This window comes from Flavihumibacter cheonanensis, from assembly GCF_022352215.1.
In the GTDB taxonomy this organism is placed as follows: Bacteria; Bacteroidota; Bacteroidia; order Chitinophagales; family Chitinophagaceae; genus Flavihumibacter; species Flavihumibacter cheonanensis.
Genome location: NZ_JAKRWF010000001.1, coordinates 1,010,003 through 1,034,948 on the forward strand (window position 1 = coordinate 1,010,003; position 24,946 = coordinate 1,034,948).

Annotated in this window: 24 protein-coding genes; 8 read left to right on the forward strand and 16 right to left on the reverse strand. The window is 44.5% G+C overall.

The annotated features are described in order from the left end of the window. Positions 1-46: 46 nt before the first annotated feature. From MD536_RS04420 to MD536_RS04435, 4 genes are read right to left on the reverse strand one after another with little or no spacing between them, the layout of a single operon-like run. Positions 47-2,569: a DNA gyrase/topoisomerase IV subunit A gene (locus MD536_RS04420; RefSeq protein ID WP_239596160.1), complete on the reverse strand. Its 2,523-nt coding sequence runs from the start codon at positions 2,567-2,569 to the stop codon at positions 47-49. 13 nt (positions 2,570-2,582) lie between these two features. Beyond that, positions 2,583-2,966 carry an SMU1112c/YaeR family gloxylase I-like metalloprotein gene (gene gloA2, locus MD536_RS04425; protein WP_239596162.1) on the reverse strand — a complete coding sequence of 128 codons (384 nt, stop codon included), beginning with the start codon at positions 2,964-2,966 and terminating at the stop codon, positions 2,583-2,585. Next, positions 2,963-3,793, reverse strand: coding sequence for a DUF1835 domain-containing protein (locus MD536_RS04430; RefSeq protein ID WP_239596164.1), 831 nt, complete (start codon positions 3,791-3,793; stop codon positions 2,963-2,965). Before MD536_RS04430 ends, gloA2 begins: the two co-directional genes overlap by 4 nt. An 11-nt stretch (positions 3,794-3,804) precedes the next feature. Next, positions 3,805-5,700: a DNA topoisomerase IV subunit B gene (locus MD536_RS04435; RefSeq protein WP_239596166.1), complete on the reverse strand. Its 1,896-nt coding sequence runs from the start codon at positions 5,698-5,700 to the stop codon at positions 3,805-3,807. 358 nt (positions 5,701-6,058) lie between these two features. Here MD536_RS04435 and MD536_RS04440 point away from each other — a divergent pair, with 358 nt between their 5' ends. Genes MD536_RS04440 through MD536_RS04455 form a run of 4 tightly spaced genes read left to right on the forward strand, consistent with a single transcriptional unit; the run spans position 6,059 to position 7,844 of the window. Next, positions 6,059-6,325 carry a hypothetical protein gene (locus MD536_RS04440; RefSeq protein ID WP_234863567.1) on the forward strand — a complete coding sequence of 89 codons (267 nt, stop codon included), beginning with the start codon at positions 6,059-6,061 and terminating at the stop codon, positions 6,323-6,325. A gap of 34 nt (positions 6,326-6,359) precedes the next feature. Further along, complete coding sequence (locus MD536_RS04445) at positions 6,360-6,629, forward strand: hypothetical protein (protein ID WP_239596168.1); 270 nt, start codon at positions 6,360-6,362, stop codon at positions 6,627-6,629. Continuing rightward, the gene (locus MD536_RS04450; protein ID WP_239596177.1) at positions 6,622-7,140 is read left to right on the forward strand and encodes a YkgJ family cysteine cluster protein; all 519 of its coding nucleotides are present in this window, start codon (positions 6,622-6,624) and stop codon (positions 7,138-7,140) included. Before MD536_RS04445 ends, MD536_RS04450 begins: the two co-directional genes overlap by 8 nt. Positions 7,141-7,148: 8 nt before the next feature. Next, entirely contained in the window at positions 7,149-7,844 is a 696-nt protein-coding gene (locus MD536_RS04455; protein WP_239596179.1) for a thioredoxin domain-containing protein, read from the forward strand. Here MD536_RS04455 and MD536_RS04460 read toward each other — a convergent pair. Next, positions 7,824-8,576, reverse strand: a complete 753-nt coding sequence (locus tag MD536_RS04460) for a tRNA threonylcarbamoyladenosine dehydratase (protein ID WP_239596180.1) — start codon at positions 8,574-8,576, stop codon at positions 7,824-7,826. The genes MD536_RS04455 and MD536_RS04460 overlap by 21 nt on opposite strands. Before the next feature lie 57 nt (positions 8,577-8,633). Here MD536_RS04460 and dnaG point away from each other — a divergent pair, with 57 nt between their 5' ends. Beyond that, complete coding sequence (gene dnaG / locus MD536_RS04465) at positions 8,634-10,568, forward strand: DNA primase (RefSeq protein WP_239596182.1); 1,935 nt, start codon at positions 8,634-8,636, stop codon at positions 10,566-10,568. A 6-nt stretch (positions 10,569-10,574) separates the two neighbouring features. On the opposite strand, the gene MD536_RS04470 is transcribed toward dnaG, so the two are convergent. The 6 genes from MD536_RS04470 to rpsO form a co-directional block, all read right to left on the reverse strand. Next, on the reverse strand, positions 10,575-11,246 hold the full coding sequence (locus tag MD536_RS04470) for a YdeI/OmpD-associated family protein (RefSeq protein WP_239596184.1): 672 nt from the start codon (positions 11,244-11,246) through the stop codon (positions 10,575-10,577). Positions 11,247-11,347: 101 nt separating this feature from the next. Continuing rightward, positions 11,348-12,160: a M48 family metallopeptidase gene (locus tag MD536_RS04475; RefSeq protein ID WP_239596186.1), complete on the reverse strand. Its 813-nt coding sequence runs from the start codon at positions 12,158-12,160 to the stop codon at positions 11,348-11,350. Positions 12,161-12,224: 64 nt separating this feature from the next. Then, on the reverse strand, positions 12,225-12,872 hold the full coding sequence (gene plsY / locus MD536_RS04480) for a glycerol-3-phosphate 1-O-acyltransferase PlsY (RefSeq protein ID WP_239596188.1): 648 nt from the start codon (positions 12,870-12,872) through the stop codon (positions 12,225-12,227). A 77-nt stretch (positions 12,873-12,949) separates the two neighbouring features. Continuing rightward, entirely contained in the window at positions 12,950-13,771 is an 822-nt protein-coding gene (prmA, locus tag MD536_RS04485; RefSeq protein WP_239596190.1) for a 50S ribosomal protein L11 methyltransferase, read from the reverse strand. 59 nt (positions 13,772-13,830) lie between these two features. Next, the gene (locus MD536_RS04490) at positions 13,831-16,005 is read right to left on the reverse strand and encodes a polyribonucleotide nucleotidyltransferase (protein WP_239596192.1); all 2,175 of its coding nucleotides are present in this window, start codon (positions 16,003-16,005) and stop codon (positions 13,831-13,833) included. Between the two features lie 115 nt (positions 16,006-16,120). Continuing rightward, positions 16,121-16,393, reverse strand: a complete 273-nt coding sequence (gene rpsO / locus MD536_RS04495) for a 30S ribosomal protein S15 (protein WP_234863579.1) — start codon at positions 16,391-16,393, stop codon at positions 16,121-16,123. A gap of 105 nt (positions 16,394-16,498) precedes the next feature. On the opposite strand from rpsO, the gene MD536_RS04500 reads away from it, so the two are divergent. Genes MD536_RS04500 through MD536_RS04510 form a run of 3 tightly spaced genes read left to right on the forward strand, consistent with a single transcriptional unit; the run spans position 16,499 to position 19,758 of the window. Beyond that, on the forward strand, positions 16,499-17,545 hold the full coding sequence (locus MD536_RS04500) for a Gfo/Idh/MocA family protein (RefSeq protein WP_239596193.1): 1,047 nt from the start codon (positions 16,499-16,501) through the stop codon (positions 17,543-17,545). After that, on the forward strand, positions 17,538-18,623 hold the full coding sequence (locus MD536_RS04505; protein ID WP_239596195.1) for a glycosyltransferase: 1,086 nt from the start codon (positions 17,538-17,540) through the stop codon (positions 18,621-18,623). The genes MD536_RS04500 and MD536_RS04505 overlap by 8 nt, the downstream gene beginning before the upstream one ends. Before the next feature lie 7 nt (positions 18,624-18,630). Further along, positions 18,631-19,758 carry a glycosyltransferase gene (locus MD536_RS04510; protein ID WP_239596197.1) on the forward strand — a complete coding sequence of 376 codons (1,128 nt, stop codon included), beginning with the start codon at positions 18,631-18,633 and terminating at the stop codon, positions 19,756-19,758. On the opposite strand, the gene MD536_RS04515 is transcribed toward MD536_RS04510, so the two are convergent. The 5 genes from MD536_RS04515 to cysD all read right to left on the reverse strand — a co-directional run bounded on the left by MD536_RS04515 (position 19,739) and on the right by cysD (position 24,930). Further along, positions 19,739-20,428, reverse strand: coding sequence for a cell division ATP-binding protein FtsE (locus MD536_RS04515; protein ID WP_239596199.1), 690 nt, complete (start codon positions 20,426-20,428; stop codon positions 19,739-19,741). The two genes, MD536_RS04510 and MD536_RS04515, sit on opposite strands and share 20 nt — an antisense overlap. A 46-nt stretch (positions 20,429-20,474) precedes the next feature. Beyond that, entirely contained in the window at positions 20,475-21,722 is a 1,248-nt protein-coding gene (locus tag MD536_RS04520) for a sulfate adenylyltransferase subunit 1 (protein WP_239596201.1), read from the reverse strand. 17 nt (positions 21,723-21,739) lie between these two features. After that, positions 21,740-23,227 carry a TSUP family transporter gene (locus tag MD536_RS04525; protein ID WP_239596204.1) on the reverse strand — a complete coding sequence of 496 codons (1,488 nt, stop codon included), beginning with the start codon at positions 23,225-23,227 and terminating at the stop codon, positions 21,740-21,742. Then, entirely contained in the window at positions 23,224-23,913 is a 690-nt protein-coding gene (locus MD536_RS04530; protein ID WP_239596206.1) for a DUF2490 domain-containing protein, read from the reverse strand. The genes MD536_RS04525 and MD536_RS04530 overlap by 4 nt, the downstream gene beginning before the upstream one ends. A 105-nt stretch (positions 23,914-24,018) precedes the next feature. Next, positions 24,019-24,930, reverse strand: a complete 912-nt coding sequence (cysD, locus tag MD536_RS04535) for a sulfate adenylyltransferase subunit CysD (protein ID WP_234863590.1) — start codon at positions 24,928-24,930, stop codon at positions 24,019-24,021. Between the last annotated feature and the right edge of the window lie 16 nt (positions 24,931-24,946).

Below are 24,946 nucleotides of genomic sequence, written 5' to 3' on the forward strand. Positions count from 1 at the left end.
AGGCCGGCTTTCTGATGGAAGGCCGGCCTTTTTATTGGAGGATTACTTAATTATCCAGGAAAAGATTTCCTTGCGGACCATCATCTTCCAGGGGCTTTTCCCACTCCATTTCGGTGGTTTTAGTGAAATCGGCCAGTTTATTTCCAACCGCTTTCCAACCCATTACATCAATGAAGTCGGCTACTTTGATTTTCTGCGTACGACTTTGCGCTCCCCTGCCTGAATGGATCAATAGTACAGGTTTGCTCTGGGTGGTTATAGCTTCCAGTCGGTTTCCTTTTCCTTCTTTAATAAAGAGAAACTTACTCTGCAATGTGGACGTTTCAATTTTGAATCGCTTGATGTTAAATTGAAGCTTTTCATTGTCGAGATACACTGCAGTAATGACTTTTTCCGGATTAAATTTTTCCAACAGCAGGATTTTCTCCGGATCAAAACGTTGAGTCATCTCCAGATCGGTCAATTCATAATTACCATCTTCATATACAACCAACAGCTTTTCAGACCCGTCAAAATTACCCAGGTACTGCCCCTTTTCTTCCGTATTTAAGCGTCCGAATTTATCATCAAACCAGAGTTTGATGGCACTAAGGGTTGATTTGCCTGCTTCTTTCAGTTTAACAGATTTGATCGGGTATTTGGTTACCTGGTTACCGATAGCACCCCTGCCCTTTATTTCCATTTCCTCAAAATAGAATTCGAAGGATTTGTTTCGGGCGGAACAGTTCGGACTCAAAACAATGCTTACTACTTCCGCTTCGCCATTTGGATTAGCAGTGAAATAGTGTACTTTACTTTTATCTGATCCCTTAGTGAGATCATATTCTTTGTCGCGGGTTATACCTGTTACATTGAAACGCTTTGCAAAACTGGTTCCAGTACCACCATCAACATAGATCATATTATAGGTTGTCCGTTCATCGTTTTTCTGGAAGACAGCTACATGAATGATGTCTTTTCCAATGTAGACTTTCTCTCCTACACGAACCACTTTCATCAAGCCTCTGCGGGTAAAAACAATGATATCATCCAGGTCGGAACATTCAAATGCCAGTTCGTCCTTTTTCAGGGAGGTGCCAATGAAGCCATCGTTCCGGTTAACATAGACTTTGGTATTGGCGATGGCAACCTGCTTGGCCTGAATCGCTTCAAAAGGTTTGATCTCTGTTTTGCGTTCGCGGCCTTTTCCGAATTTCTTCAGGAGGTTTTCGTAATAGGCGATAGCAAATTCTGTCAGGTGATCCAGGTCGTATTTAACCTGTTTGATATCTCCTTCCAGTCCTTTTATCTGGTTGTTTAGTTCTTCAATATCCAGCCGGTAAATTCTGCGGACAGGCTTCTCTGTTAGTTTGAGAATATCTTCCCGTGTGATATCCCGCTTCAGTTGTTTTCTAAAGGGGGCGAATCCTTTGGAAATGGCTTCCAGTACTTTTTCCCAGGTTTCATGTTTTTTTTCCAGCTCCTTGTAAATCTTTTCTTCAAAGAAGATTTTTTCCAGGGAGGTATAATGCCACTTTTCCTCCAGTTCTCCCAGTTTGATCTGTAGTTCCTTTTGGAGTAACTCTTTGGTATTATCTGTGGCATTAATGAGCAGGTCCTGTACACTGAGGAATCGTGGTTTCTGATCTACAATTACGCAGGCATTGGGAGAAATACTGATTTCACAATCCGTGAAAGCGTACAAGGCATCAATTGTAATATCCGGTGATATGCCTGGAGCAAGATCTACCTGGATCTCTACATCAGCGGCTGTATTATCTGTTACTTTTTTGATCTTGATCTTACCCTGGTCATTGGCTTTAATGATTGAGTCGATCAATCCGGATGTGGTAACCCCATAAGGAACGCTTTTAATCAGCAGCGTCTTCTTATCAAACTCTTCAATGATAGCTCTAACCCTTACTTTTCCTCCCCTTTTTCCTTCGTTATAGTTGGTAACATCAATCATACCCCCTGTTTGAAAATCGGGAAAGATTTCAAATCGCTTTCCTTTCAGGTATTTGATGGATGCATCTATCAGCTCACAAAAGTTATGGGGTAGAATTTTGGTGGATAACCCTACTGCAATCCCTTCCGCACCCTGAGCGAGCAGCAATGGGAATTTCATCGGAAGGGTGATGGGTTCGTTTTTACGACCATCGTAACTCAGTTGCCATTCCGTAGTTTTTGCATTGAAGGCAACTTCCAGGGCGAACTTGCTCAGTCGGGCTTCAATATAACGTGGCGCGGCAGCATCATCTCCCGTGCGCACATCACCCCAGTTTCCCTGGGTTTCAATGAGCAGGTCTTTTTGCCCCATGTTCACCAGTGCGTCTCCAATACTGGCATCTCCGTGGGGATGGTACTGCATGCTTTGCCCGATGATATTGGCTACCTTGTTAAAACGGCCATCATCCATTTCCTTCATGGCATGCAGAATCCTGCGCTGCACTGGTTTTAATCCGTCTTCAATAGCAGGTACCGCACGTTCCAATATAACATAGGAAGCGTAGTCCAGGAACCAGTTTTTGTACTGTCCCTGTACCCCTGAATCCTGCAAATAGCTTTCGTTTTGTTTCCCTTTCGACATTGTCCTTTCTTATTTATTGTTCATACAGTTCCAATGGTAAACCGTCCGGATCCTGGAAAAAACTGAATCTTTTTCCGGTGTATTCATCTGTACGGATGGGTTCAACTTGTACTCCTTTTTGTTGCAGGAAATCGACTACCTGCTCGAGGTCCTTGACCGCAAAAGCAAGATGACGCAAGCCCCTGGCTTCCGGCTGACTTGGCCTTGCAGGCGGATCCGGAAAAGAGAAAAGTTCTATTATATACTGATCATTTAGTGCCAGATCCAGTTTCCAGGAATTACGTTCTTTTCGGTATACTTCCCTTATTGGCTTCAAACCCAACAGTTCCGTATAAAATTTTTTACTGCGCTGGTAATCACCTGCGATAATGGCTATATGGTGAACCGCCTGAATCATGCTGTTTCAGTAACAGGAGCGCCTGTCAGTTTCAATTCAAAATCTTTCATGTTTTTGAGTTCGCCCTGTACTTCAAGGCCACCTTTTGCAACCAGTGTTTTCAAACGCCAAAGCAGGTATGCATCACCGGTAGTCTGTTTGTTTTTGGACTGAAACTGGTGGATGATTTTACTGGCTTTCTGCCAATCCGCTGTTATGAATTTACGCAGGTCGGCATCATAATAATCGTACTCATACTGAGTCAGTTTTTTACCTCCTTCCAGGATACGTACACCTTTATTTTCGGCAGCCAGTTTCAGCCATTCATCCGGATCCACTTCAAATTCACTTAAGGTAATGGGTCTGGCCAGTTTTTTTGCTTTTAAGTATTCTTTGGGGGGGATGGTGCTTAGCCAGGTTGGATAAAATAACTGACCTTTTTCATTCAGGAATGGCAGGTTGTTCAAATACAAAATAAATATTCTTGCCTGGAACTCTTTCATGAAATGCAGCAGCCAGTAGTATCCGCTTACATCATGTTTATTCTGGGCGGCCCAGATCCAGACAATTTCTTCCGGATTACGGCGGAGCGTGCCGACCAGCTCTGCTACAGTTTTGTAATCGTCTACTTCGGATGATTCTATTTTACTCTCATAGTCGCCACCCGCCAATACTTCTTTCCACCAGGTTAATCGGGCTTCCCGCCCTTCCCCCCGGTATAAATCCTGGATAGGTCCAACAGCATAGTCGTCGCGGATCAGCAATACTTCACCCTGCAGGCTTTCGTCCATTTCAATCGCCTGTTTCAAAACAGCGATATCCGGTTCATTGAAAACAATATGAATCATGATTCCATAAATTATTGAGGCAGTTCTTCTGCCAGGTCCAGTTCAATCTTAAGGTTGTCGATAATAAAATCCTGCCGTTGCGGTGTGTTTTTTCCCATATAATATTCCAGCAATTGCTGGATATGGGTTTCCGGCATCACCAGCACAGGTTGTTTGCGCATGTCTTCGCCGATAAAACGGGCGAATTCATCCGGTGATATTTCACCCAAACCTTTAAATCGGGTGATTTCGGGCTTGTTCCCAAGTTTTTTGATAGCTGCCTGTTTTTCGGACTCATCATAACAGTAAATGGTTTCCTGTTTATTCCGGACACGGAATAAGGGTGTTTCCAATATATAGACATGCCCGTTTTTTACCAGGTCAGGAAAAAACTGAAGGAAAAATGTCATCAGCAGCAACCGGATATGCATACCGTCCACGTCTGCATCGGTGGCAATTACTATATTATTATAGCGCAGGTTTTCGATCCCATCTTCTACATTTAACGCATGTTGCAACAGGTTGAATTCCTCGTTTTCATACACCACTTTTTTGGTAAGTCCAAAGCAGTTAAGGGGCTTACCTCTTAAGCTGAACACAGCCTGGGTTTCCACATTGCGCGCCTTGGTAATGGAGCCGCTTGCTGAATCACCCTCCGTGATAAAGATGGTACTCTCACGTTGTTTCTGTGCAACAGCTTCCTTGTCTTTTCCTGTGGGCTCCTCATTATAATGAAACCGGCAATCGCGCAGCTTTTTGTTATGCAGATTGGCTTTCTTGGCCCTTTCATTGGCGAGCTTTTTGATGCCGGCGAGTTCTTTTCGTTCCCGCTCACTTTGTTCAATTCGTTTCTTAAGCGCTTCTGTGGTTGAAGGATGTTTGTGCAGGAAATTATCCAGTTCCCTGGCGAGAAATTCCAGAACAAAATTCTTCATGCTCTGTCCACCTTCTTCAATGTATTGCGAACCAAGTTTGGTTTTGGTCTGTGATTCGAAAACGGGTTCCACTACGCGAACTGCGACTGCCGCAACAATGCTGGCCCGGATATCTGCAGCTTCGTAATCTTTCTTAAAAAAATCACGGATAACTTTTACATAGGCTTCCCGAAATGCTTGCTGATGGGTCCCTCCCTGCGTGGTATGCTGACCGTTTACAAAACTGAACAGCTCTTCTCCGTAATCATTATTGTGAGAAACCGCCACTTCAATATCCTCACCTTTCAGATGGATGATTGGATAGCGCAATTCATCTTCATTGGTTTTACGCTGCAGCAGATCCAGCAAACCGTTTTTGCTGACAAATTTTTTGCCATTGAAAACGATCACAAGTCCGGCATTGAGGAAACAATAATTCCAAAGCAGGTTTTCGATATACTCTTCCTGGAAATGAAAATTTCTGAAGACAGTATCATCCGGAAAAAACTGAACCTGGGTGCCATTGGCTTGTTGGGTGCTGCTTTCCTTATGTTCTTTGGTAAGCACACCGCGTTCAAATTCCGCTGTCTTTTCTTTGCCTTCGCGAAAGGCAGTTACTTTGAAATAGGTGCTGAGCGCGTTTACTGCTTTGGTACCAACGCCGTTTAGTCCTACGCTTTTCTGAAAGGCTTTGCTGTCGTATTTGGCTCCGGTATTGATCTTGCTTACCACATCTACAACCTTTCCCAGAGGAATGCCACGACCATAGTCTCGAACCGTTACAGAACGGTCTTTGATAGTAATTTCGATCTGCTTTCCATACCCCATCATGTGTTCATCGATACAGTTGTCGAGCACTTCCTTGATTAAAACATATATACCGTCATCCGCACTACTGCCATCTCCCAGCTTACCAATATACATACCGGGTCGTAGCCGGATATGTTCCCGCCAGTCGAGGCTTCTGATTGAATCTTCGGTATACTCCGCTCCTTTTTTACTAATTTCTGCCATACACTTTCGATTTTATAGCTGCCTTACGATCTATACTGCTCAAGCGGGCAAATATAAAAAAGTAGGACCATCTGGCCACACCAGCTTTCTGCACGGCTGTGGATAACCCACAATTAGAACTAACTAATTGAAAATCAAGGAAGATAAATTAACTCTTAATTAAATTTGAAGCAAGGTTAAAACCCCGTTGCAGAGCTGCAGGATTAATCCTATTTTTGATCTCCCGCACCGGTTAACAAGCTTCAACTGCCTTCTTACTAACCCACGGCAGAGCCTTAACCATACGGCCCGATACTAACCCGTATAGTTCTGATTTACAACCCGTTATATTAGTTTAATTGTTGAAAAATTGTAGCGTATGTATAACTATTCCTTATTGGAGACGAGTTGTTATTACCTGATCCAGGAGCAGCCGGAAGGTCCTATTTCACTGATTAAAGTGAATCTGGAAACTGATTACTGTCTGTTCATAACCAGGTTTGGGGAGACGGAAACAACTGAATGGAGAAAAAAACAGGATTCCATTCATGAAATCCTGGAGTTATTGTCGGAAGAGAAAATTAAAGAATGGCAAGCGGCCTATTACAGCAGTGAAGATGCCTATTATGAGGATGGGGAGGAATAAGCCGGATTAGGTAGAGACCCGTAAAACAAATTATATGGCAACTTATGCTGACTTACAACCAGGTAATTTTTACCTGCTGAGAGGCGAAAAAGATACCGATATTGAATTGATCTCGGTACTGGCACTGACTGACAAGTGTATGCTGCTCCGGAGTTTCGGACAAATTGAGGAGGATTTCTGGAAGAAGAGAACCGACCCGATAGAAGAAATTGTGGAGGAGCTGGATTATGAAAGTGCATCTGCTGTCTTGTCTCTATACGACGAAGAGGAGGAAGAAGAAGAATGGGAGGAGGAGGATGAATAATTCCTCCACCTACCCCATCGACCTCGGATTTATAGCTACAGAGTCAGATGATCGGTTATTGGAGAATGAACAGTTCAGACGCTTTCTTGGAGCCTATACTGGTAACCTTGATGAATTGGTTCATGACCTGAATTTCCGGATATCAGAAAAAATTGATTGCACGGCCTGTGGCAATTGTTGCAGGAGCCTGATGATCAATGTAACCCCGCAGGAAGCCAGTAACCTGGCAGATCGTTTGGGTTGTACACTTGCTGAGTTAAAGGATTCTCATTTGGAAGAAAGTATGGGCGGACAATTGATCATCAATACCATTCCCTGCCATTTTCTGCATGAAAATAAGTGCACGGTTTATGAAGACCGGTTTGCAGAATGCCGTGAATTTCCCGGACTACACAAGGGTGGGTTCCGCGATCGTATTTTCAGCACCCTCATGCATTATGGCAGATGTCCGATAGTATACCATGTGATTGAAGAGCTGAAAGGGATCACTAACTTTGTAGCTGAAAAATAAGAACACACATGAAAACCTGGTTAGGTATTTTTTTGCTGGCTGCTGTTTGCTGGAGCTGCAACCTGAATGGGCAATCCGGAAAATCCGTTTCGCCTGCAGCATTCCAGGCTTTATTAAAGGAAGGTAAGAATTACCAATTGCTGGACGTTCGTACTGCAGAAGAATTCAAAGGTGGTTATATAAAAGGAGCTTTGCAGGCAGACTGGCTGAATAGCCAGGAATTTGCAACACGTACGCAACATCTGGACCTGGCTAAGCCCATTTATATTTATTGTGCAAGTGGTGTAAGGAGTGCGGATGCGGCAAAAATGCTACGTAAAAAAGGGTTCCAGGTTACGGAAATGGTAGGCGGATTGAATGCCTGGAAAAAACAGGGACTCCCGGTTGAGCAACAGGAAGCAACCAAACAAATGAGCAGTGCAGAGTTTGAGAATCTGATTCGCTCTGCGGATGTGGTTTTGGTAGATGCAGGAGCCAGTTGGTGTCCTCCCTGCCGTAAAATGGAACCGGTATTAAAACAATTACAACAGGATCTCCCTGCTCAATTCAAACTGGCGCAAATTGACGCTGGCGTTCATACGGAATTGATGAAGCAACTCAAAGTAGATGCGTTACCACATTTTTTTGTGTACAAGAAGGGGCAGCTGGTTTGGCAACAGCAGGGAATTGTGAGCCTGGAAGACTTAAAATCCAAAATCCTTTAATCTCTTTTTTTCTGATTGGATTAATGCCCGAATAACAACACTCGCGCATTGGCATCCAAAAATTGCCGGCATATAGGAAATGGTGCCAATCAGGGATTTTTTGGGATAGGCTTTCTCAGTTACGATTACTTTTTCCGGATCGATTTTTTCGGGGGAATAAACCACTGTGATTCCTTTGTAAATGCCGTGTTTATGCAAACGCTTTCTCACATAACGGGCCAGCGTACACTCTTTTGACTCTTCCAGCGGCGCGATGGTAACCTGTGAGGGATCCAGTTTCCCTCCTGCTCCCAGAGAACTTACCACCGGAATTCCGGCTTCTACGCAGGCTTTGAGCAGTATCACTTTAGGGGACAGGGTATCTATGCAGTCGACAATATAATCGTATGGGGCAGATTGAACCAGTTCTGAAGCTTTTTCTTTTTCCATATAAGTTGGGAGAACGGTCAGATCCAACTCCGGGTTGATATCCCGAAGACGTGCTGCCATTACTTCCGCTTTCAATTTCCCTGCGGTGGAATGCAGGGCCGGAATCTGTCGGTTGCCATTGCTGAGGTCAACTGTGTCAGCATCTACAATGGTCATCTTTCCTACCCCGGATCTCGCGATCATTTCAGCGCAAATTCCACCAACTCCTCCTAACCCGACAACCAGCACGTGACTAGCCATAAGTTTTCCAATCGGTTCATCACCCAATAGTAGCTGGGTTCTCGACATCCAGTAAGGAATCATAGCAACAAAATTTGAAGCGCAAAACTAGTTGAAATAAGGTGTAAATTGCCCTCCCCCATGATCTCTCAAACTACCATACAGCAAATTCTGAATAGAATTGACATTATTGATGTGGTGGGCTCTTATGTGAAACTAAAAAAGAGGGGAACGAATTACCTGGGCCTCTGCCCATTTCACAATGAAAAGACACCCAGTTTTACTGTTTCTGCCAATAAAGAGATCTATAAATGTTTCGGTTGTGGCAAAAGTGGTAATACGATCAGTTTCCTGATGGAGCATGAGAAGTTTTCCTATGTGGAGGCTTTACGATGGCTGGCCAATCGATACAATATAGAAGTAGAAGAAACGGAAGTAAGTGCCGAAAAGCGCCAGCAGCTACAGGTTGCCGATAGTCTTTTTATCCTGAATAATTTTGCTCAGCAGTATTTCTCCAAAACACTGCTGGAAGATGAAGAAGGTCAGACTATTGGTCTTGCTTACCTGAAAGAACGAGGGTTTACTGATGCGATCATAGAAAAATTTCAGATTGGCTATTGCAAAGAGGATCGAACAGCATTTGTGCAGGAAGCAGTAGCCAAACAATACAACCGCGAACTACTTATTAAATCCGGACTGGCGGCACTCAGAAACGAGGAGCTGGTGGATAACTACCGCGGCCGGATCATTTTCCCAGTACATAATACCACGGGAAAAGTGATTGGGTTTGGTGCGCGGATCATTAAGAAGAACGATCGGGCTCCCAAGTATATCAACACGCCTGAAAATGAAATTTATGTCAAAAGCAGGATTTTATATGGCATGTATTTCGCACGACAGGTAATGGATAAACTGGATGAATGCCTGTTGGTGGAAGGGTATACGGATGTTACTTCTCTGCACCAGGCAGGAGTTGAAAATGTGGTAGCCAGTGGGGGGACTTCCCTTACTACGGATCAAATCCGACTCGTAAAAAAATACACCAATAATCTCACCATTGTTTATGATGGCGATGCGGCTGGAGTAAAAGCAGCACTTCGGGGGTTGGATATGGCGCTCGAAGAAGGTCTGAATGTTAAGTTGGTGCTGATTCCTGATAAAGAAGATCCGGACAGTTATGTAAAAAAGGTGGGTGCGGAAGCTTTCCGTCAATTTGTTGCTGATAATAAAAAAGATTTTATCCTTTTCCAGGTCGAAGTTTCCCTTCAGGATGCCGGTAATGATAGTCAGAAAAAAGCGGCGGTTGTGAATCAGATTGCAGAAACCTTATCCAGGATCAACAAAGCGGAAGATTTCACCAAACAACAGGATTATATCCGGCAATGCGCTGCTTTACTGAAAATTGAAGAAGCCGGATTAAACAACCTGGTGAATAAGTTTATCCGGGAGAAAATCCAGAAGCTGGAAGCGAAGGCCGCACCTGATACAGATGCTCCTTATTTCGACGGGAATCAAGAAGCGGTCGAACCCTACGATGAAAGTTTTTTCCTGCTCCAGAAAGATGAATTGCAGGAAAAAGCGGTTATCCGTGCATTAATCGAATTTGGCTTAAAGCCCTGGGAGAATGAGAAACGGGTGGCAGATTTCCTCTTTGAAGAGCTGGATGATGAGGAGTTTTTTGACAATAAACAATTATGGGAAATTGCTGAAACATACAAAACCTGGTACCAGGCAGGTATGGAACCTACTCCACGGCATTTCTATTATATGGAGAATCAGGCTATGAGTGCACTGGTGGTTTCGCTCATGGAGTTCCCCTATGAAGTGAGTGATAAATGGAAAAATAAATTCCGCTTACCGGTTTCGAGCAGGGACGAAACGTACAAGGAGGAAGTGCTGGCAACCTTGCGTTATCTAAAACTACGTAAGATCAAACGTATGATGGAAGAGAACCAGAAAGACCTTGAACAACCACATAGTGAGGATGAGCAAATTACCCTGCTTCAAACACATCAGGCCTTAAAGCAGATGGAAAAAGAGTTATTACAACAGCTGGGAACGGTGATCGTGCGATAACCCTCTTTATTTTTCAGAGGGATTCTTTTTTCCAGCCAGTAATTTTTCAACAGTAGCGCTTAACCGGTTCTGACGTGTTTCTTCTTTTTTGGCACTAGTTATCCATTGTACATATTCTTTCTTGTTCGTGAAAGAAAGTTGTTCAAAATTTTCAAGTGCTTTTTTATGTTTCTTTAGCTGTAGTTGTTTCTGAAGTGCTTCAGGAATTTCGATCGTACGCGAAACAAAATCAACTCCTTCAACTGCTGCCGGTACTCCGCCATTGGCAGAAGCTCTGCTTAGTTGAGGAATTTGTTCATTTTTCTTAAAGCGTAAAGCGCTCCATACAGAGTCCAGTGCAACCTGGCGAACTTCCTGGTACCCTGCACTCACCACCCGATCCCAACTGCAATCGCGGTTGAGATTGGTAGCAATTTTGGATGCGGCTTTCGGGTAGGCGATCCAGAGTTTGCTTTCCTCGTGTAGGGCCGGAAGCACATCTTCCAGAATATTATTAAGCTGGTTTTCATTGATCGCAAACACCAGCGCAAAATCAATCCGTCTGCTTTTCAGCAGTGGAGTGACATTTTTTGCGAATGTGAGCTTGTTAAATTGCTTTTCGATGGAGGATGGCAATCCTTGAATGAGCAGATTTTTTTCTTCTTTGTACTGGAGCTTTTCTAACAAAGCTTGCGACATATCAGAAACTTTTTAATATAAAAGATCAATGAACCGGCTACAAAGGTAAAAAAAATACCCGCCTTTGGCGGGTAAACCAGGTATTTTTTGACCCGATAAATTTATTTATTGCTAACCGGTTTATAATATTTGAGCGCTTCAGGCATCAATTCCTTTAATTTTTCTATCCTTGTTTCCTCTGCGGGGTGGGTACTGGCAAATTCCGGAGGACGATTGCCACCACTTGCTGCAGCCATTCTTTGCCAAAGTGGAATAGCTTCCTGAGGATTGTATCCTGCCATGGCAGTGAAAATAAGACCGAATTTATCTGCTTCCAGTTCATTACTTCTTGAAAAAGGAAGCATTGCTCCATAAGTAGAACCAAGTCCGTATGCTGTCATGAATAATTGCTGCGTTTGGGCAGGTTTATTGGCTGTAGCAACTGCCAGGGCTACCCCGCCCAATTGTTGAACCATACCCTGGCTCATTCTTTCATTGCCATGTTTGGCAAGTGCATGCGCAATTTCATGACCCATAACTACTGCCAGCGCCGCCTCGTTTTGAGTAATGGGTAAAAGTCCCGTGTACACAACAATCTTTCCCCCGGGCATACACCATGCGTTAACCTCCTTGGAATCTACGAGGTTATATTCCCATTTGTAACCCGCCAATTCACTTTGAAGTCCTTTTGAGGTATAATATTGGGTAACTGCATTTGAAATACGGGTGCCAATCCGGCGAACCATTTCAGCATCTTTGCTTACCGATGTACTCACTACTTTATTCTGACTGAGGAAGGACTGATATTCGGATGCGGCCATGGTCTGGATTTCTGATTCAGAAAACAGGGACAACTGATTTCTGCCAGTAATCGGGTTACGGGAACAGGAAGCAAGGCTGCCAATGACCAATAGGGACAACAGTATTTTTTTCATTGTTGTAGCGGGTTTATACCGGTATATTCAATTCTTGTACCAGATGATGGGTACAAAGCTACGATCAGGATTTCATTTTTCGTTTCCGGTCGCGGTACTTGAGAATAGGAACCTTGCTTTCACTACCCTTGAGCAGACGGCTGATATTTTTCTGATGGGTAAGAATCACCAGTAGTGCAACTACAATTGCAAAAACCCGATAAGCATGGTTATCGACGTTAAAAATGACCAGGATAAAAATGGGGAAAGCAATACTGGCAAGGATCGAACTAAGTGAGACAAATCGTGTCAGGTAGAGAACAAGTAAGAAGATTCCTGAGCAACACAGTGCAGTCCAGGGAGAAATTCCGATGACCAGTCCAAATAAAGTAGCAACCCCTTTTCCCCCTTTAAACTGTGCCCAGATGGGGAAAATATGCCCCAGTACAGCGGCCATACCCAAGCCGATCTGGAAGTTCGTAAGTGCGAGATCGTTTTCTATATAATAAGGAAGCAGAAGCGCCAATTTAACTGCAGCCAGTCCTTTGAGCACATCGATCACCATTACAAGGGTGCCCCATTTAGAACCCAGTACGCGGAAAGTATTCGTGGCTCCGGCATTTCCGGACCCATATTCACGAATATCAATTCCAAAATAGTATTTACTTACCCAAACAGCCGTTGGAATAGAGCCAATACAATAGGCAAGTATAATCAGAAGAGCCTCTTTCATGCGAGTGTTGAGTTGGATTTCAAAAATAAGGAAATTAAGATACGAAAATCCTTCGTTTCAATTTCATTTATCCGGCGTCAGTTCCGCTCAAGGCACCAACACAACCAACTATCCTTATTTGTTTGTTTTTGTAACGAAACTGGCAGTTCTTCTATTGCGGTACGCAAATCCTGTTCATCACTTACCAGCAGACCGCTGATTAAAATTTTCCCACCCGGTGCGCAATGAGCTAACATGTTTCCGATCTGATCCAGGATCACCCTTTTATTGATATTTGCCAGTATAATTTCAAAAACCGGCATGTCATCCAAGTGGTCCAGTTCTAAGACTGAAATCCCCTTCACCTGGTTGCGTTCAATATTTTCTTTTGTGTTTTCAATGCTCCAGCTATCATTATCAATCGCCACCACAGAAGCAGCCCCCATTTTGGCAGCCAGGATTGCCAGGATGCCCGTACCGGTGCCGAAATCGAGTACTGATTTAGCGGTAAAATCGAGTTCCTGCATCGCATCCACCATTTGATAGGTGGTGGCATGATGGCCTGTTCCGAAACTCATTTTTGGTGTGATGATCAGGTCGTGGCGAACGCTGTCCGAGCCAGGGTGGAAATCGGCGCGGATCAGGCAGAAATTTCCCACCTGAACGGGTTGAAAGCCAGCCTCCCACTCCGCATTCCAGTTGCGTTGCTGTATGGTTTCTGTTTCTGAAGTAAGCCCAAACGGATGCAGCAATTCGGATAGTATTGCAGCATCATACTGTTCTTCCGGGATATAGGCCAACAGCTCTTCCCGGCTTTCTTCAAATCCTTCGTAACCCGCATCTGCCAGTAGTGCAATTAAAATTTCCCTTGTCTCCTGCTCTTTTACCGGAATCCGAATCTGTTGATATGAATTTGCCATAATTTAAATAACAAACCCCGATACAGGACCGGGGTTTGGAGTTTATTTGATCAGAGAAATCAGTTCTCACCTTCCTGTTGACGGGGAGCACCCTGTCCTTCAGGTTTTGGCAACAACACTTTTCTACTCAATTTGAACTTGCCTGATTTGGGGTCGGTTCCGGTAAGTTTTACTTTTACCACATCGCCCTCCTTCAGTACACCTTCCAGTGTTTCAAGACGCTTCCAGCTTACTTCAGAAATGTGGAGCAGCCCCTGCTTACCTGGGAGGAATTCAACAAATGCACCATAAGGCTGAATGCTCTTAACGGTCGCTTCATAGGTATCCCCTACGGTTGGCTGAGCCGCGATGCCTTTGATCCAGGCAACTGCGCGATCCACGCTTTCTTTCTTGGTTCCGAAGATGGAAACCTCGCCCTGGTTATTCTTTTCTTCGATATTGATGGTAGTTCCGGTTTCACGCTGCATTTCCTGGATCACTTTACCACCCGGACCGATTACCGCACCGATGAATTCTTTGTCGATAATTATCTTAACCATACGAGGTGCATGGGGCTTAACATCTTCACGGGCACCACCCATGGTAGCATACATCGCATCCAGGATATGAAGACGACCTCTCTTTGCCTGCATCAGCGCCTGACGCATAATGTCCATGCTGAGACCATCCACTTTGATATCCATCTGAACTCCACAAATACCTTCTTTGGTACCGGTTACTTTGAAGTCCATATCACCCAGGTGATCCTCATCTCCCAGAATATCGGTCAGAACAGCAAATTTTCCTTCCTTGGTGATGAGTCCCATTGCCACACCTGAAACGTGTTTGGGCAGGGGTACACCGGCATCCATCAACGCCAGGGATCCGGCACAAACAGTTGCCATGGAAGAAGAACCATTGGATTCCAGGATATCACTTACCACGCGCACGGTGTATGGGAAATCATCCCCTGGCATCATTTGCTTCAGGGAACGCATGGCCAGGTTACCGTGACCAACTTCCCGACGACCGGGACCGCGCATCATTTTCACTTCACCAGTTGAGAAGGGAGGGAAATTATAATGCAGGATGAATTTGGTATAGTCAGATACCGCAGCACTCTCTACCAGCAATTCATCCAGTGGAGTACCGAGGGTAACTGTTGTAAGAGACTGGGTTTCACCACGGGTGAACAGAGCCGCACCATGGGGAGAAGGCAGTACGTCTACTTCCATAGCAAGCGGACGAACATCTTCCAAACCACGACCATCCAGGCGCACCCGGTCATTCAGGATCATATCCCGAACTACGTAGTACTGCAGATCGCTGTAGTATTTCTTGGCCAGCTTTTTAATGGAATCTTCCAGCTCTTCACCTTCGGCAACATTGTAAGCTGTTTTCAGGTGCTCCATGAGTTCGGTGCCAATCGCTTCGAAACGATTGCTGCGCTCATGCTTGGGAAGTGCCGACTTGGCAACCTCGTAAATTTTATCTTTTGCAAAAGCCTGCACTTTCGCTAGCAGTTCTTCGTTTTCTTCAGGCTTCTTGTATTCACGTTTGCCGGTTACGCCTTTTTTAGCGCGCAGTTCATTCTGAGCCTGAACCTGGATCTTGATGGCTTCGTGAGCAGCTTCAATTGCTTTCACCAGGTCTTCCTCGCTGCACTCTTTGGATTCACCTTCCACCATCATGATGTTCTTTTCAGTAGCACCAATGATGAAATCCATATCCGCTTTTGCGAGCTCGGAACGGTAAGGGTTGATTACAAATTGTCCGTCGATGCGGGCAACCCGTACTTCAGAAATAGGTTCCTGAACCGGAATATCTGAAACAGCGAGCGCTGCTGATGCAGCCAGACAGGCCAGTGCATCGGGCATTACTTCCGGGTCACTGGAAATCAGGGTAACCAGAATCTGCACATCGCAGAAATAATCTTCCGGGAACAGGGGGCGTAAAGCACGATCAATCAATCGGCTGGTTAAAACCTCATAATCGTTCAGTTTGCTTTCGCGTTTGAAAAAGGAACCGGGGATTCTACCGGCTGAGGCAAATTTTTCCTGGTAATCTACCGTAAGGGGAAAAAAGCTCTGACCCTCTTTGGGTTCTTTGTTGGCAACGGCGGTGGCAAGAATGATACAGTTGCCCTGGCGAACTGTAACGGCGCCGTCGGCCTGGCGTGCCAGCTTACCTGTTTCGATGGAAACCGTGCGGCCTCCACCCAGGTCGATGCTGACAGAAATAGGTTGTGTTAACATGTTAATTCGGATGGTTTAATGCTGTTAGTAAAAGTCAAAAAGGGATGGCATGCAAAAAACTATTCCCAACATGAGATTTTCAGTTGGGAATAGTACAGCAATATCATCTTTACTCTTATTTGCGGATACCGAGTTTTTCAATCAGCTGACGATAACCAGTCAGATTGTGCTTGCTCATGTAGGTCAACAAGCGCTTACGCTTACCTACCATTTGCATCAGACCGCGGTGAGTTGAGAAATCCTTTTTGTTAGCCTGCAGGTGCTTTGAAATTGAACTGATACGCTCAGTCAGCAGTGCAATCTGTCCTTCAATAGAACCAGTGTTCGCAGCATTACCCCCAAATTCAGCGAAAATATTCGCTTTTTTTTCTTTAGTTAAATAAGACATCTTTGTGTTTTTTACGAAACATCCAATTGTATAAACTTCTTAAATTGGCGGCAAAGCTACTAAAAATCCGACAATTCACTTGAGTTCTCCTAATTTTTTTGGATTTTGCTTCCTTATTCTAAAACAACCATGCAGTACCGGATTGCTGTTCTCGGATGTGGACATATTGGACGGAAACATGCTGCCCTGGCTGCGCGTTATGGCAAGCTGGTGGGAGTAGCTGATAGAGACCAGGAGAAAGCTACGGCTATTGCACAACTATACCAGGTATCTGCCTACAGCAATCTGACAGAACTATTGGCTCAGGCTGAACCTGAAATTGTTGTCATTTGCACACCGAATGGCTTACATGCCCAACACAGCCTGGAAGCATTAAGAAGCAATGCCCTTGTATTGTGTGAAAAACCAATGGCATTGAACAGTAAGGATGCTGCTGAAATGATCCAAACTGCCAGATTGTTTAATAAAAGACTATTTGTAGTTAAACAAAATAGATTCAATCCGCCTGTTGCCTGGGTGAAGCAATTGCTGGAACAGCAACAACTTGGCAACCTGGTTGGGTTTCAGTTGAATGCCTTCTGGAATCGAGATCCTGCTTATTTCCGGCAGTCTGCCTGGCGGGGCAGTTTAAACCTGGACGGCGGCCCGCTGTTCACTCAATTCAGCCATTTCGTAGATCTGCTTTATTGGTACCTGGGGCCCTTGAAAGAAGTGAAATTTGCAACTGCTGAAAACTGGTTGCATCCTGACTGTATTGAATTTGAGGACCAGGGAATGGTTGTTCTTGAATTCGAATGCGGTATCAGTGGATCTGTTCAATACAGCCTGAATGCCCATAAAAAGAATATGGAAGGCTCTATTACACTTTTCGGGGAAAAGGGAACCGTGAAAATCGGAGGATCTTATTTAAATGAGATTGCTTACTGCAATATTGAAGGTGTTGAGGTGCCGACATTTCCTGTATTGGAATCAAATCAATATGGAACGTATGAAGGCAGCAGCAGTCAGCACCACCTGGTTTATGAAGCCATGTTAAAAGCCCTTGAAAATCCGGCCAATCGTTTTCTCGGGCCTGAAGAAGCCTTGCAGTCGGTAGCTATCATTGAAGCCATTTATGCCAAAATGGGAAACCGGAGGAAGGAGCATGAATAAGCGCATCATCTTTACCGTTACCAACGACCTGAATTTTGACCAGCGCATGCAACGGATTGCCGGTTCACTGGCCGCAGCAGGTTATGATGTTTGCCTGGTGGGGGTAAAGAAGAAAAACAGTCCACCTTTGCTTACCCTCTCCTTCCATCAAAAACGCATCCCTGTCTGGTTTGAGAAAGGCAAATTGTTTTACCTGGAATACATGCTGAAACTATTTTGCTGGTTATTGTTTCAACGGGCACAGATTCTATGCGCAATTGACCTGGATACTATCCTGCCTGTTTACCTGGTTTCAAAGATGAGAGGCATTCCTAGAGTATATGATGCCCATGAACTTTTCTGTGAAATGAAGGAAGTGGTCAGTCGCCCAATGATTTATAAAACCTGGAAAAAAATTGAGGCTTTCTGCGTTCCCCGTTTTCGCATAGGCTACACTGTGAATGAACCCATTGCTCACATTTTTGAGAAGGATTACGGGGTGCGATATGGTGTTATCAGAAATGTACCCAAATTATCGGACAGCCAGTTTTCACTGGAGAAAGAGCCCTTTTTAGTATACCAGGGTGCAGTGAATGAAGGGCGATTGTTTGAAGTGCTCATACCCGCCATGCAGTATGTACAACTACCGCTGCATATCTATGGCGATGGAAATTTCCTGGATCAAACCAGGGAACTGATCAGCAGGTACGGGTTGCAAGACAAGGTGCTGCTGAAAGGCAAACTTAGTCCATCGGAATTAAAGCTTATCACTGCCAGGGCTAGCCTGGGATTTACCCTTTTTGAAGACCGGGGACTCAGCAATTATTATTCCCTGGCCAACCGGTTTTTTGATTATGTTCATGCAGGGACCCCACAGCTGGCAGTTGATTTTCCTGTATATAGACAGTTAAACAGGGATTTTCCGGTGGCAGTACTGATCAATACCACGGATCCGGCTGAATTGGCTGCAGCCATAAACAATTTGCTCCAAGATCGGTTACTATATAAGCAACTACAAGAAAACTGCCTGAAAATGCGCCAGGAATGGAACTGGGAGAAGGAAGAAAAAGCATTACTGGCTATTTATCAATCAATATAAAGTCCTGGTGTCAGAAGGAAAGACCATACATATCGTTAGCCATGACGTACCCTATCCCCTGGATTATGGTGGCGTGCTGGATATTTTTTCAACCCTCCAGGCGCTTCATGAACAAGGCGTACAAATCATTCTGCATTGTTTTGAATATGGCAGAAGTGCGCAACCCATACTGAATACGTATTGTAAGGAAGTGCATTATTATAAGCGACTGGAAGGCCACAAGGGTTTCTGTTTTCATCTTCCCTATATTGTATGCTCAAGAAGCAGTAAGGAATTGCTGGACAGACTCAGTCAGGACAACCATCCGATTTTGCTGGAGGGCATTCATTGTTCAGCTATGTTGGACGATGCCCGATTTGAAAATCGTAAAATAATTCTCCGGTTATTTAATGTAGAAACAACTTATTATAAGGAACTATCCCGTCACGAACGTTCTTTGTTCAAGCGAATCTATTTCTGGAATGAAAGCCGCCTGCTTGCTAAACAGGAAAAAAAAGTAGCTGCTTCCTGGCCTGTTCTCACGTTGTCTGAACGAGATCAGGATCATTACAATAAGGAGTTTCATGGAAAATGGGTGCATTACCTGCCTGTTTTTCATCCTTTCCGCGAAGTAAAGTCCGCAGAGGGTGTCGGTTCTTTTTGCCTGTATCACGGCAATCTGAGTGTGGCAGAAAATGAAAAAGCCGCAATCTGGTTATTAACAGAGGTGTTTGACAAATTGAAAATCCCATTTGTGGTAGCTGGAAAAAATCCATCATCCAGGTTACAGCGGATTGCTCATCAAAACACGCATACCTGCCTTGTTGCGAATCCTGAGGAAAGAGAATTACAGGATTTGATTGGGAAGGCTCAAATCAATATTCTGCCCTCTTTCAATAAAACCGGTATTAAACTAAAACTGTTGAATGCCCTGTATAATGGCCGGCATTGTATAGTGAACCAGACAGCAGTGGAAGGAAGTCCGTTAGCACCTCTTTGCCACCTGGCTGAAACCGCTACTGGGATGCAGCGAATCGTACAACAGTTGTATCATCTGCCATTTGGGGAGGAAGAAATTCGGCTCCGCAAGAATCTCTTGCAACAACATTACGATACAGCAACCAACGCTAAAGCGCTTATAGCATATTTATCGTAGCATTATCTTCAACTCTTCCTCTATCCGTTCTTAATGTTCTTGCCGGGTATTTCTGGATAACCGGGTAATCGTGTGTTGCCATCACTACCGCTGCACCATAATCACGGCTGATATGAAACAGCAACTGCATGATTTCATCAGATGTTTCAGGATCCAGGTTTCCTGTTGGTTCGTCTGCAAGGATGAGTTTGGGTGAATTCAATAAGGCGCGTGCTATATCAACCCGCTGTTGCTCTCCACCCGACATTTCAAAAGGATACTTAAACCCTTTTGATTTCAGGCCAACTTTATCGAGCACATCTGCGATTTTTTCATCCATCAACTGCTCATCTTTCCAGCCGGTTGCACGCAGCACAAACTTGAGGTTGTTGTTGACATTCCGGTCGGTCAGCAATTGAAAATCCTGGAATACAACTCCCAGGTTACGGCGCAGGAAAGGAACTTTTTTCCAATCCATGTCTTTGAGATTAAAACCTACTACCTGGCCCTCTCCCTCTTTCAATGGAAGATCGCCATATAGCGTTTTTAACAGACTTGATTTGCCCGTTCCTGTTTTACCAACCAGGTATACAAACTCACCCCGGTTGATGGTGATATTAACATCCTGAAGAATGAGATTGCTGCCCTGGTATATATTCGCGTTTCTAAGTTCGATTATCTTTTCTGCCATAGCTGGTACCTGATTGATACGGGCAAATGTAACGGTAAATGATAAGTTAACCAATAAAGCCCACCCCTACCGTGCTGTTAGAACCCTCGTCAATCAGGATAAAACTGCCATTGCGTTTGTTAGCGGCATAGGTATCCGCATTTACCGGTTTGGCAGTTTTCAGGGAGATATAACCAATTTCATTGAGTCCGATTTCTTGCACATCATCAATGGTCTTATAATCCAGTACATTGATACTGGCATAGAGGTTGGTAATTTTGGCTTTCACCCGGTTGCTTCCATGCTGCAACAGGTAAGTCTTTCCTGCTTTGAGTGGCGTATGATCCAGCCAGCAAACCTGAGCGGAAATTTCTTTAAGAGCAGCCGGTTGTTCTGATTTTTTTACAATCATATCACCGCGACTGATATCAATTTCATCTTTAAGGGTGATTACTACAGAATCACCGGATTCTGCCTGGTTGAGTGATTCTTCAAATTTGAAAATATCCTCAATAACCGATTCCTGCAGGGAGGGCAATGCTACAACAGTATCTCCTTTGGACAGGGTGCCACTGCTGAGTTTGCCAGCGAATCCCCTGAAATCATGCCATTGGTCCGACTTCGGGCGGATCACATACTGCACCGGGAAGCGGGCCGGAAGCTGGTTCTGGCTTGCATGCCAGTCGATACCTTCCATGAACTCCAGCAAAGACGGGCCATCATACCAGTCGAGTTGCGAGGAGCGGGTTGAAATATTATCACCATATAAGGAAGATGCAGGAATAAACTGCAGGCTTTGTTCCTTGTAGTTTGCTTTTTCAAAAAGTTCTTCAAACTGCTGACGAATCTGGTTGAAAGGTTCTTCTGCATAATTCACCAGGTCCATTTTATTCACGCAAACCACTACATAGGGTATGCGCAATAATTGAGTGATATAGAAATGGCGATGGGTTTGTTCCACGATACCATTCCGGGCATCAATCAGGATAATGGCTACCTGTGCATTACTGGCACCGGTGATCATATTGCGGGTATATTCAAAATGGCCGGGCGTATCAGCAATAATGTATTTACGGGTAGGCGTTGAGAAATAAATATGGGCAACATCAATAGTGATGCCTTGTTCTCTTTCAGCGATGAGTCCGTCTGTTAAAAGAGATAGATCTGTATAGTCCACTCCCCTTCTCTTACTTGCTCTTTCAATTGCTTCCAGTTTATCCGCGGTGATGCTGTTGGTTTCATACAGCAGTCTTCCGATCAGGGTGCTTTTCCCATCATCCACACTACCCGCTGTTGCAATTCTTACGATATCCATACAAGAAACATTAAATATTAAACAAATGATTTTATAATTAAACGAATACTCCAGATCATAACGATAATGCCTACCCCAATCATCATGGTTTTGGCTGGCAGTTTACCTGCGAGCCGGGCTGAAATCGGAGCAGCAATAACACCTCCGATGAGTAATCCTGCCACTACCGGCCAATGTCCCAAACCTGCTGTGAAAAAGAAAGTTGCTGCACTGGCCATGGTAATAAAAAATTCAGTCAGACTAACCGTACCAATTGTATACCTGGGACTTTTCCCTTTTGAAATCAGGGTACTGGTAACAATGGGTCCCCAACCACCACCACCAAAAGAATCAAGAAAACCGCCACACCAGGCCAGCCAGCCTACCCGTTTGATTTTTTTATTCGGGGTTGAATTCTGAAAAGCCCTGCTGAATATTTTAAATCCAAGAAACATGGCGTAGAGCGCGATGACGGGCATCAGCCAATCGCCGGCAGTTTCTCCCAGGAATACCAGCATGGCTGCTCCCAGGATAGCACCCAACACGCCTGGAATCACAAGGTGCTTGAATAATTTTTTGTTCACATTACCAAAGCGATAATGACTGTATCCGCTTACACCGGCAGAAAATATTTCTGAGGTATGGATAGCTGCACTCACCGAAACAGGATTAACCCCGGCGGTGATTAAGCAGGTAGCGGAAGTAACTCCATATCCCATGCCCAGTAAACCATCCACCAGTTGCGCGAGGAAACCAGCCAGCATGAAATACAGGAAATTTTGATTGATATATTCCCGGGTGCTTGCCCAGATTTCAGGTAAGGGAGGAAGTGGTATGGAGGACAGGATCAGATGTCCAACAATCATTGCAGCAAACAAAATAATCAGTTTGGTTGCAATGGATTTCCATTTTTTTTCTTCGTTAATTTTCCTTGGTTGACTATCATCTACAAGTACCCGGGTGATATCATTAAGTTGTTTTACTTTTTCGGAAAAATTCCCGTTCATACGGGAACGAAGCACCTGCATATTATCCAACACCTGGTCCATTTCAGATGGAATGGCATCATTCAACAATTCTTTCAGGCGCTTGGCTACGGTTGGTGATTTACCATTGGTGCTGATAGCAATTTTCAGGTCTCCCTTATTCACAATACTGCCAAGGTAGAAATCACAGAGATCCGGCGTGTCGGCGATATTGGCCAGAATACCTTTTGCTGCAGCTGCTTCTTTTACCGAAGCATTGAGATGCTTATCATTGGTTGCAGCAATTACGATATCTTGTCCATCGAGGTCGGAAGGTTCAAAAACTTTTTCTACCAGCTCCAGTTTTTCAAAGTTTGGTTGTAATGCTTTGATAGCCGGACTGATCTCTCTCCCAACCAGTTTAATGCTGGCATTAGGAGAAGATTTCAGCAGGGAATTGAGTTTCTCCTCACCCACATAACCGCCTCCCACAACCAGCACCTGAAGCTGATCGAGTTTGAGAAAGACCGGATATAAATTATTGACTGCTGTGGGTGTCATTTTCCTTTAGCTTTTTTATAACTGTTTACCTGCACATACAGGTTTGCCTGTAAGCCGGTATTGTGAATAAAAATCGATTGGTTGTTTTGCTTCCGCTGAAGTTGCTGGTGGATATGAATCACACCTGCTTCCAGCTGACAGTTTTTTGAGAAATGAAATCCCGCCAATACTCCGACACGATTTTGATCATACCGGTTGGTTGGTACATTTTTGCCAAATGCCACCATGATTTCATCATATACTTGTAGGTAAGGATAACTGGACTGACCACTTTTCCAGGTAATCGGTAACTGTGCTTTTACCTGGTAACGCACCCTGTTCGCATACTGATAACTGTTGGTCCTTTCGAGCCAGCGTTGCTCAGTCATTACGCGATGCCGGATATCTATGCGACTCCACTGGTGCCGGTATGCGGCCATTTGATAGGTTCTGTGTTCATTGGCGAACAGCCCTTCTGTATTGAAAGGGAAATCTCCATAAGGCCGGTTTTCAACCCATACATAACCAGCCCTGAAATGCCATTTGTTAGAGGGTTTGAAATTAACACCGATTCTGATCAGGCGCTGAAAGAGTGAGCCTGAAAAAGGTGCGTAGCGCTGGTTATAATCCATATGCAAGCCCCACTTCTTTCCCAGGTTGGTAGTAGTATTGAGCTGGTACCATCCAATGGAATTATGGTCGTGCAAGCTGCTTGTTTGGGCTGAGCTCACTAAGGGGGACAATATGTAAGTGAATGTGGCCAGTGTTGCCAGTTTTTGGGTGAAAGAAAGCATATCCGTTACGTAGCTTCCTTAAAAATATCCTTCTTTTTTTCGCTGTTCCATTGCAGCTTCACTCCTTTTGTCATCCATGCGCGCACCGCGTTCAGAGATTTTTGCAGAGAGAATTTCCCGGATGATATCATCAATTTCATTTGCGGTGGAAGCTACTGCAGCCGTACAGGTCATATCCCCGACGGTTCTGAAGCGTACAATTTCTTCAAAAGGAACTTCATCTTCGCTGGTATTCAAGAAATCCGAATAAGGCCAGATCATGCCATCCCTTTCAATTACCTGGCGCTTGTGTGTATAGTAAATGGAGGGAATGGCCATGTTCTCTTCCTTGATATAGGTCCATACATCGAGCTCGGTCCAGTTGGAGATGGGGAATACGCGAACATTCTCTCCAATATTGATTTTGCCATTGAGCATTTCAAATAATTCAGGGCGCTGCTTTTTCGGATCCCACTGACCGAAATCATCCCGTACGGAGAAGATTCTTTCCTTAGCGCGGGCTTTTTCCTCATCTCTCCTGGCACCACCGATACAGGCATCAAATTTGAACTCCTCGATAGCATCCAGGAGTGTTACTGTTTGCAGCACATTCCGGCTGGCATATTTGCCGGTTTCTTCCTTCACTTTACCTGCATCAATGCTGTCCTGTACATAGCGTACAATGAGTTCAGCACCTGTTTCACGCACGAGCCAGTCGCGGAATTCAATGGTCTCCGGGAAATTGTGTCCTGTATCCACATGCAAGAGTGGAAATGGTATTTTTCCGGGCCAGAATGCTTTTTGTGCGAGGCGAACCAGGGTAATGGAATCCTTTCCTCCACTGAATAACAATGCCGGTCTTTCAAATTGGGCAGCTACTTCCCGCATGATATAAATACTCTCGTCCTCTAACATTCTCGGAAAGGCGGGTATGATACTGTTGGCTGACATAGTTGTTCTTCTTTTC

Bases quoted from the DNA above. Each gene is read 5' to 3' on its own strand.
- MD536_RS04515 (WP_239596199.1), bottom strand. From the start codon at position 20,428: ATGGCAGAAAAGATAATCGAACTTAGAAACGCGAATATATACCAGGGC.
- MD536_RS04420 (WP_239596160.1), bottom strand. From the start codon at position 2,569: ATGTCGAAAGGGAAACAAAACGAAAGCTATTTGCAGGATTCAGGGGTA.
- MD536_RS04475 (WP_239596186.1), bottom strand. From the start codon at position 12,160: ATGAAAAAAATACTGTTGTCCCTATTGGTCATTGGCAGCCTTGCTTCC.
- gloA2 (WP_239596162.1), bottom strand. From the start codon at position 2,966: ATGATTCAGGCGGTTCACCATATAGCCATTATCGCAGGTGATTACCAG.
- MD536_RS04445 (WP_239596168.1), top strand. From the start codon at position 6,360: ATGGCAACTTATGCTGACTTACAACCAGGTAATTTTTACCTGCTGAGA.
- MD536_RS04440 (WP_234863567.1), top strand. From the start codon at position 6,059: ATGTATAACTATTCCTTATTGGAGACGAGTTGTTATTACCTGATCCAG.
- MD536_RS04490 (WP_239596192.1), bottom strand. From the start codon at position 16,005: ATGTTAACACAACCTATTTCTGTCAGCATCGACCTGGGTGGAGGCCGC.
- MD536_RS04455 (WP_239596179.1), top strand. From the start codon at position 7,149: ATGAAAACCTGGTTAGGTATTTTTTTGCTGGCTGCTGTTTGCTGGAGC.
- MD536_RS04435 (WP_239596166.1), bottom strand. From the start codon at position 5,700: ATGGCAGAAATTAGTAAAAAAGGAGCGGAGTATACCGAAGATTCAATC.
- MD536_RS04450 (WP_239596177.1), top strand. From the start codon at position 6,622: ATGAATAATTCCTCCACCTACCCCATCGACCTCGGATTTATAGCTACA.
- plsY (WP_239596188.1), bottom strand. From the start codon at position 12,872: ATGAAAGAGGCTCTTCTGATTATACTTGCCTATTGTATTGGCTCTATT.
- MD536_RS04520 (WP_239596201.1), bottom strand. From the start codon at position 21,722: ATGGATATCGTAAGAATTGCAACAGCGGGTAGTGTGGATGATGGGAAA.
- MD536_RS04430 (WP_239596164.1), bottom strand. From the start codon at position 3,793: ATGATTCATATTGTTTTCAATGAACCGGATATCGCTGTTTTGAAACAG.
- rpsO (WP_234863579.1), bottom strand. From the start codon at position 16,393: ATGTCTTATTTAACTAAAGAAAAAAAAGCGAATATTTTCGCTGAATTT.
- MD536_RS04460 (WP_239596180.1), bottom strand. From the start codon at position 8,576: ATGATTCCTTACTGGATGTCGAGAACCCAGCTACTATTGGGTGATGAA.
- prmA (WP_239596190.1), bottom strand. From the start codon at position 13,771: ATGGCAAATTCATATCAACAGATTCGGATTCCGGTAAAAGAGCAGGAG.
- cysD (WP_234863590.1), bottom strand. From the start codon at position 24,930: ATGTCAGCCAACAGTATCATACCCGCCTTTCCGAGAATGTTAGAGGAC.
- dnaG (WP_239596182.1), top strand. From the start codon at position 8,634: ATGATCTCTCAAACTACCATACAGCAAATTCTGAATAGAATTGACATT.
- MD536_RS04505 (WP_239596195.1), top strand. From the start codon at position 17,538: ATGAATAAGCGCATCATCTTTACCGTTACCAACGACCTGAATTTTGAC.
- MD536_RS04470 (WP_239596184.1), bottom strand. From the start codon at position 11,246: ATGTCGCAAGCTTTGTTAGAAAAGCTCCAGTACAAAGAAGAAAAAAAT.
- MD536_RS04525 (WP_239596204.1), bottom strand. From the start codon at position 23,227: ATGACACCCACAGCAGTCAATAATTTATATCCGGTCTTTCTCAAACTC.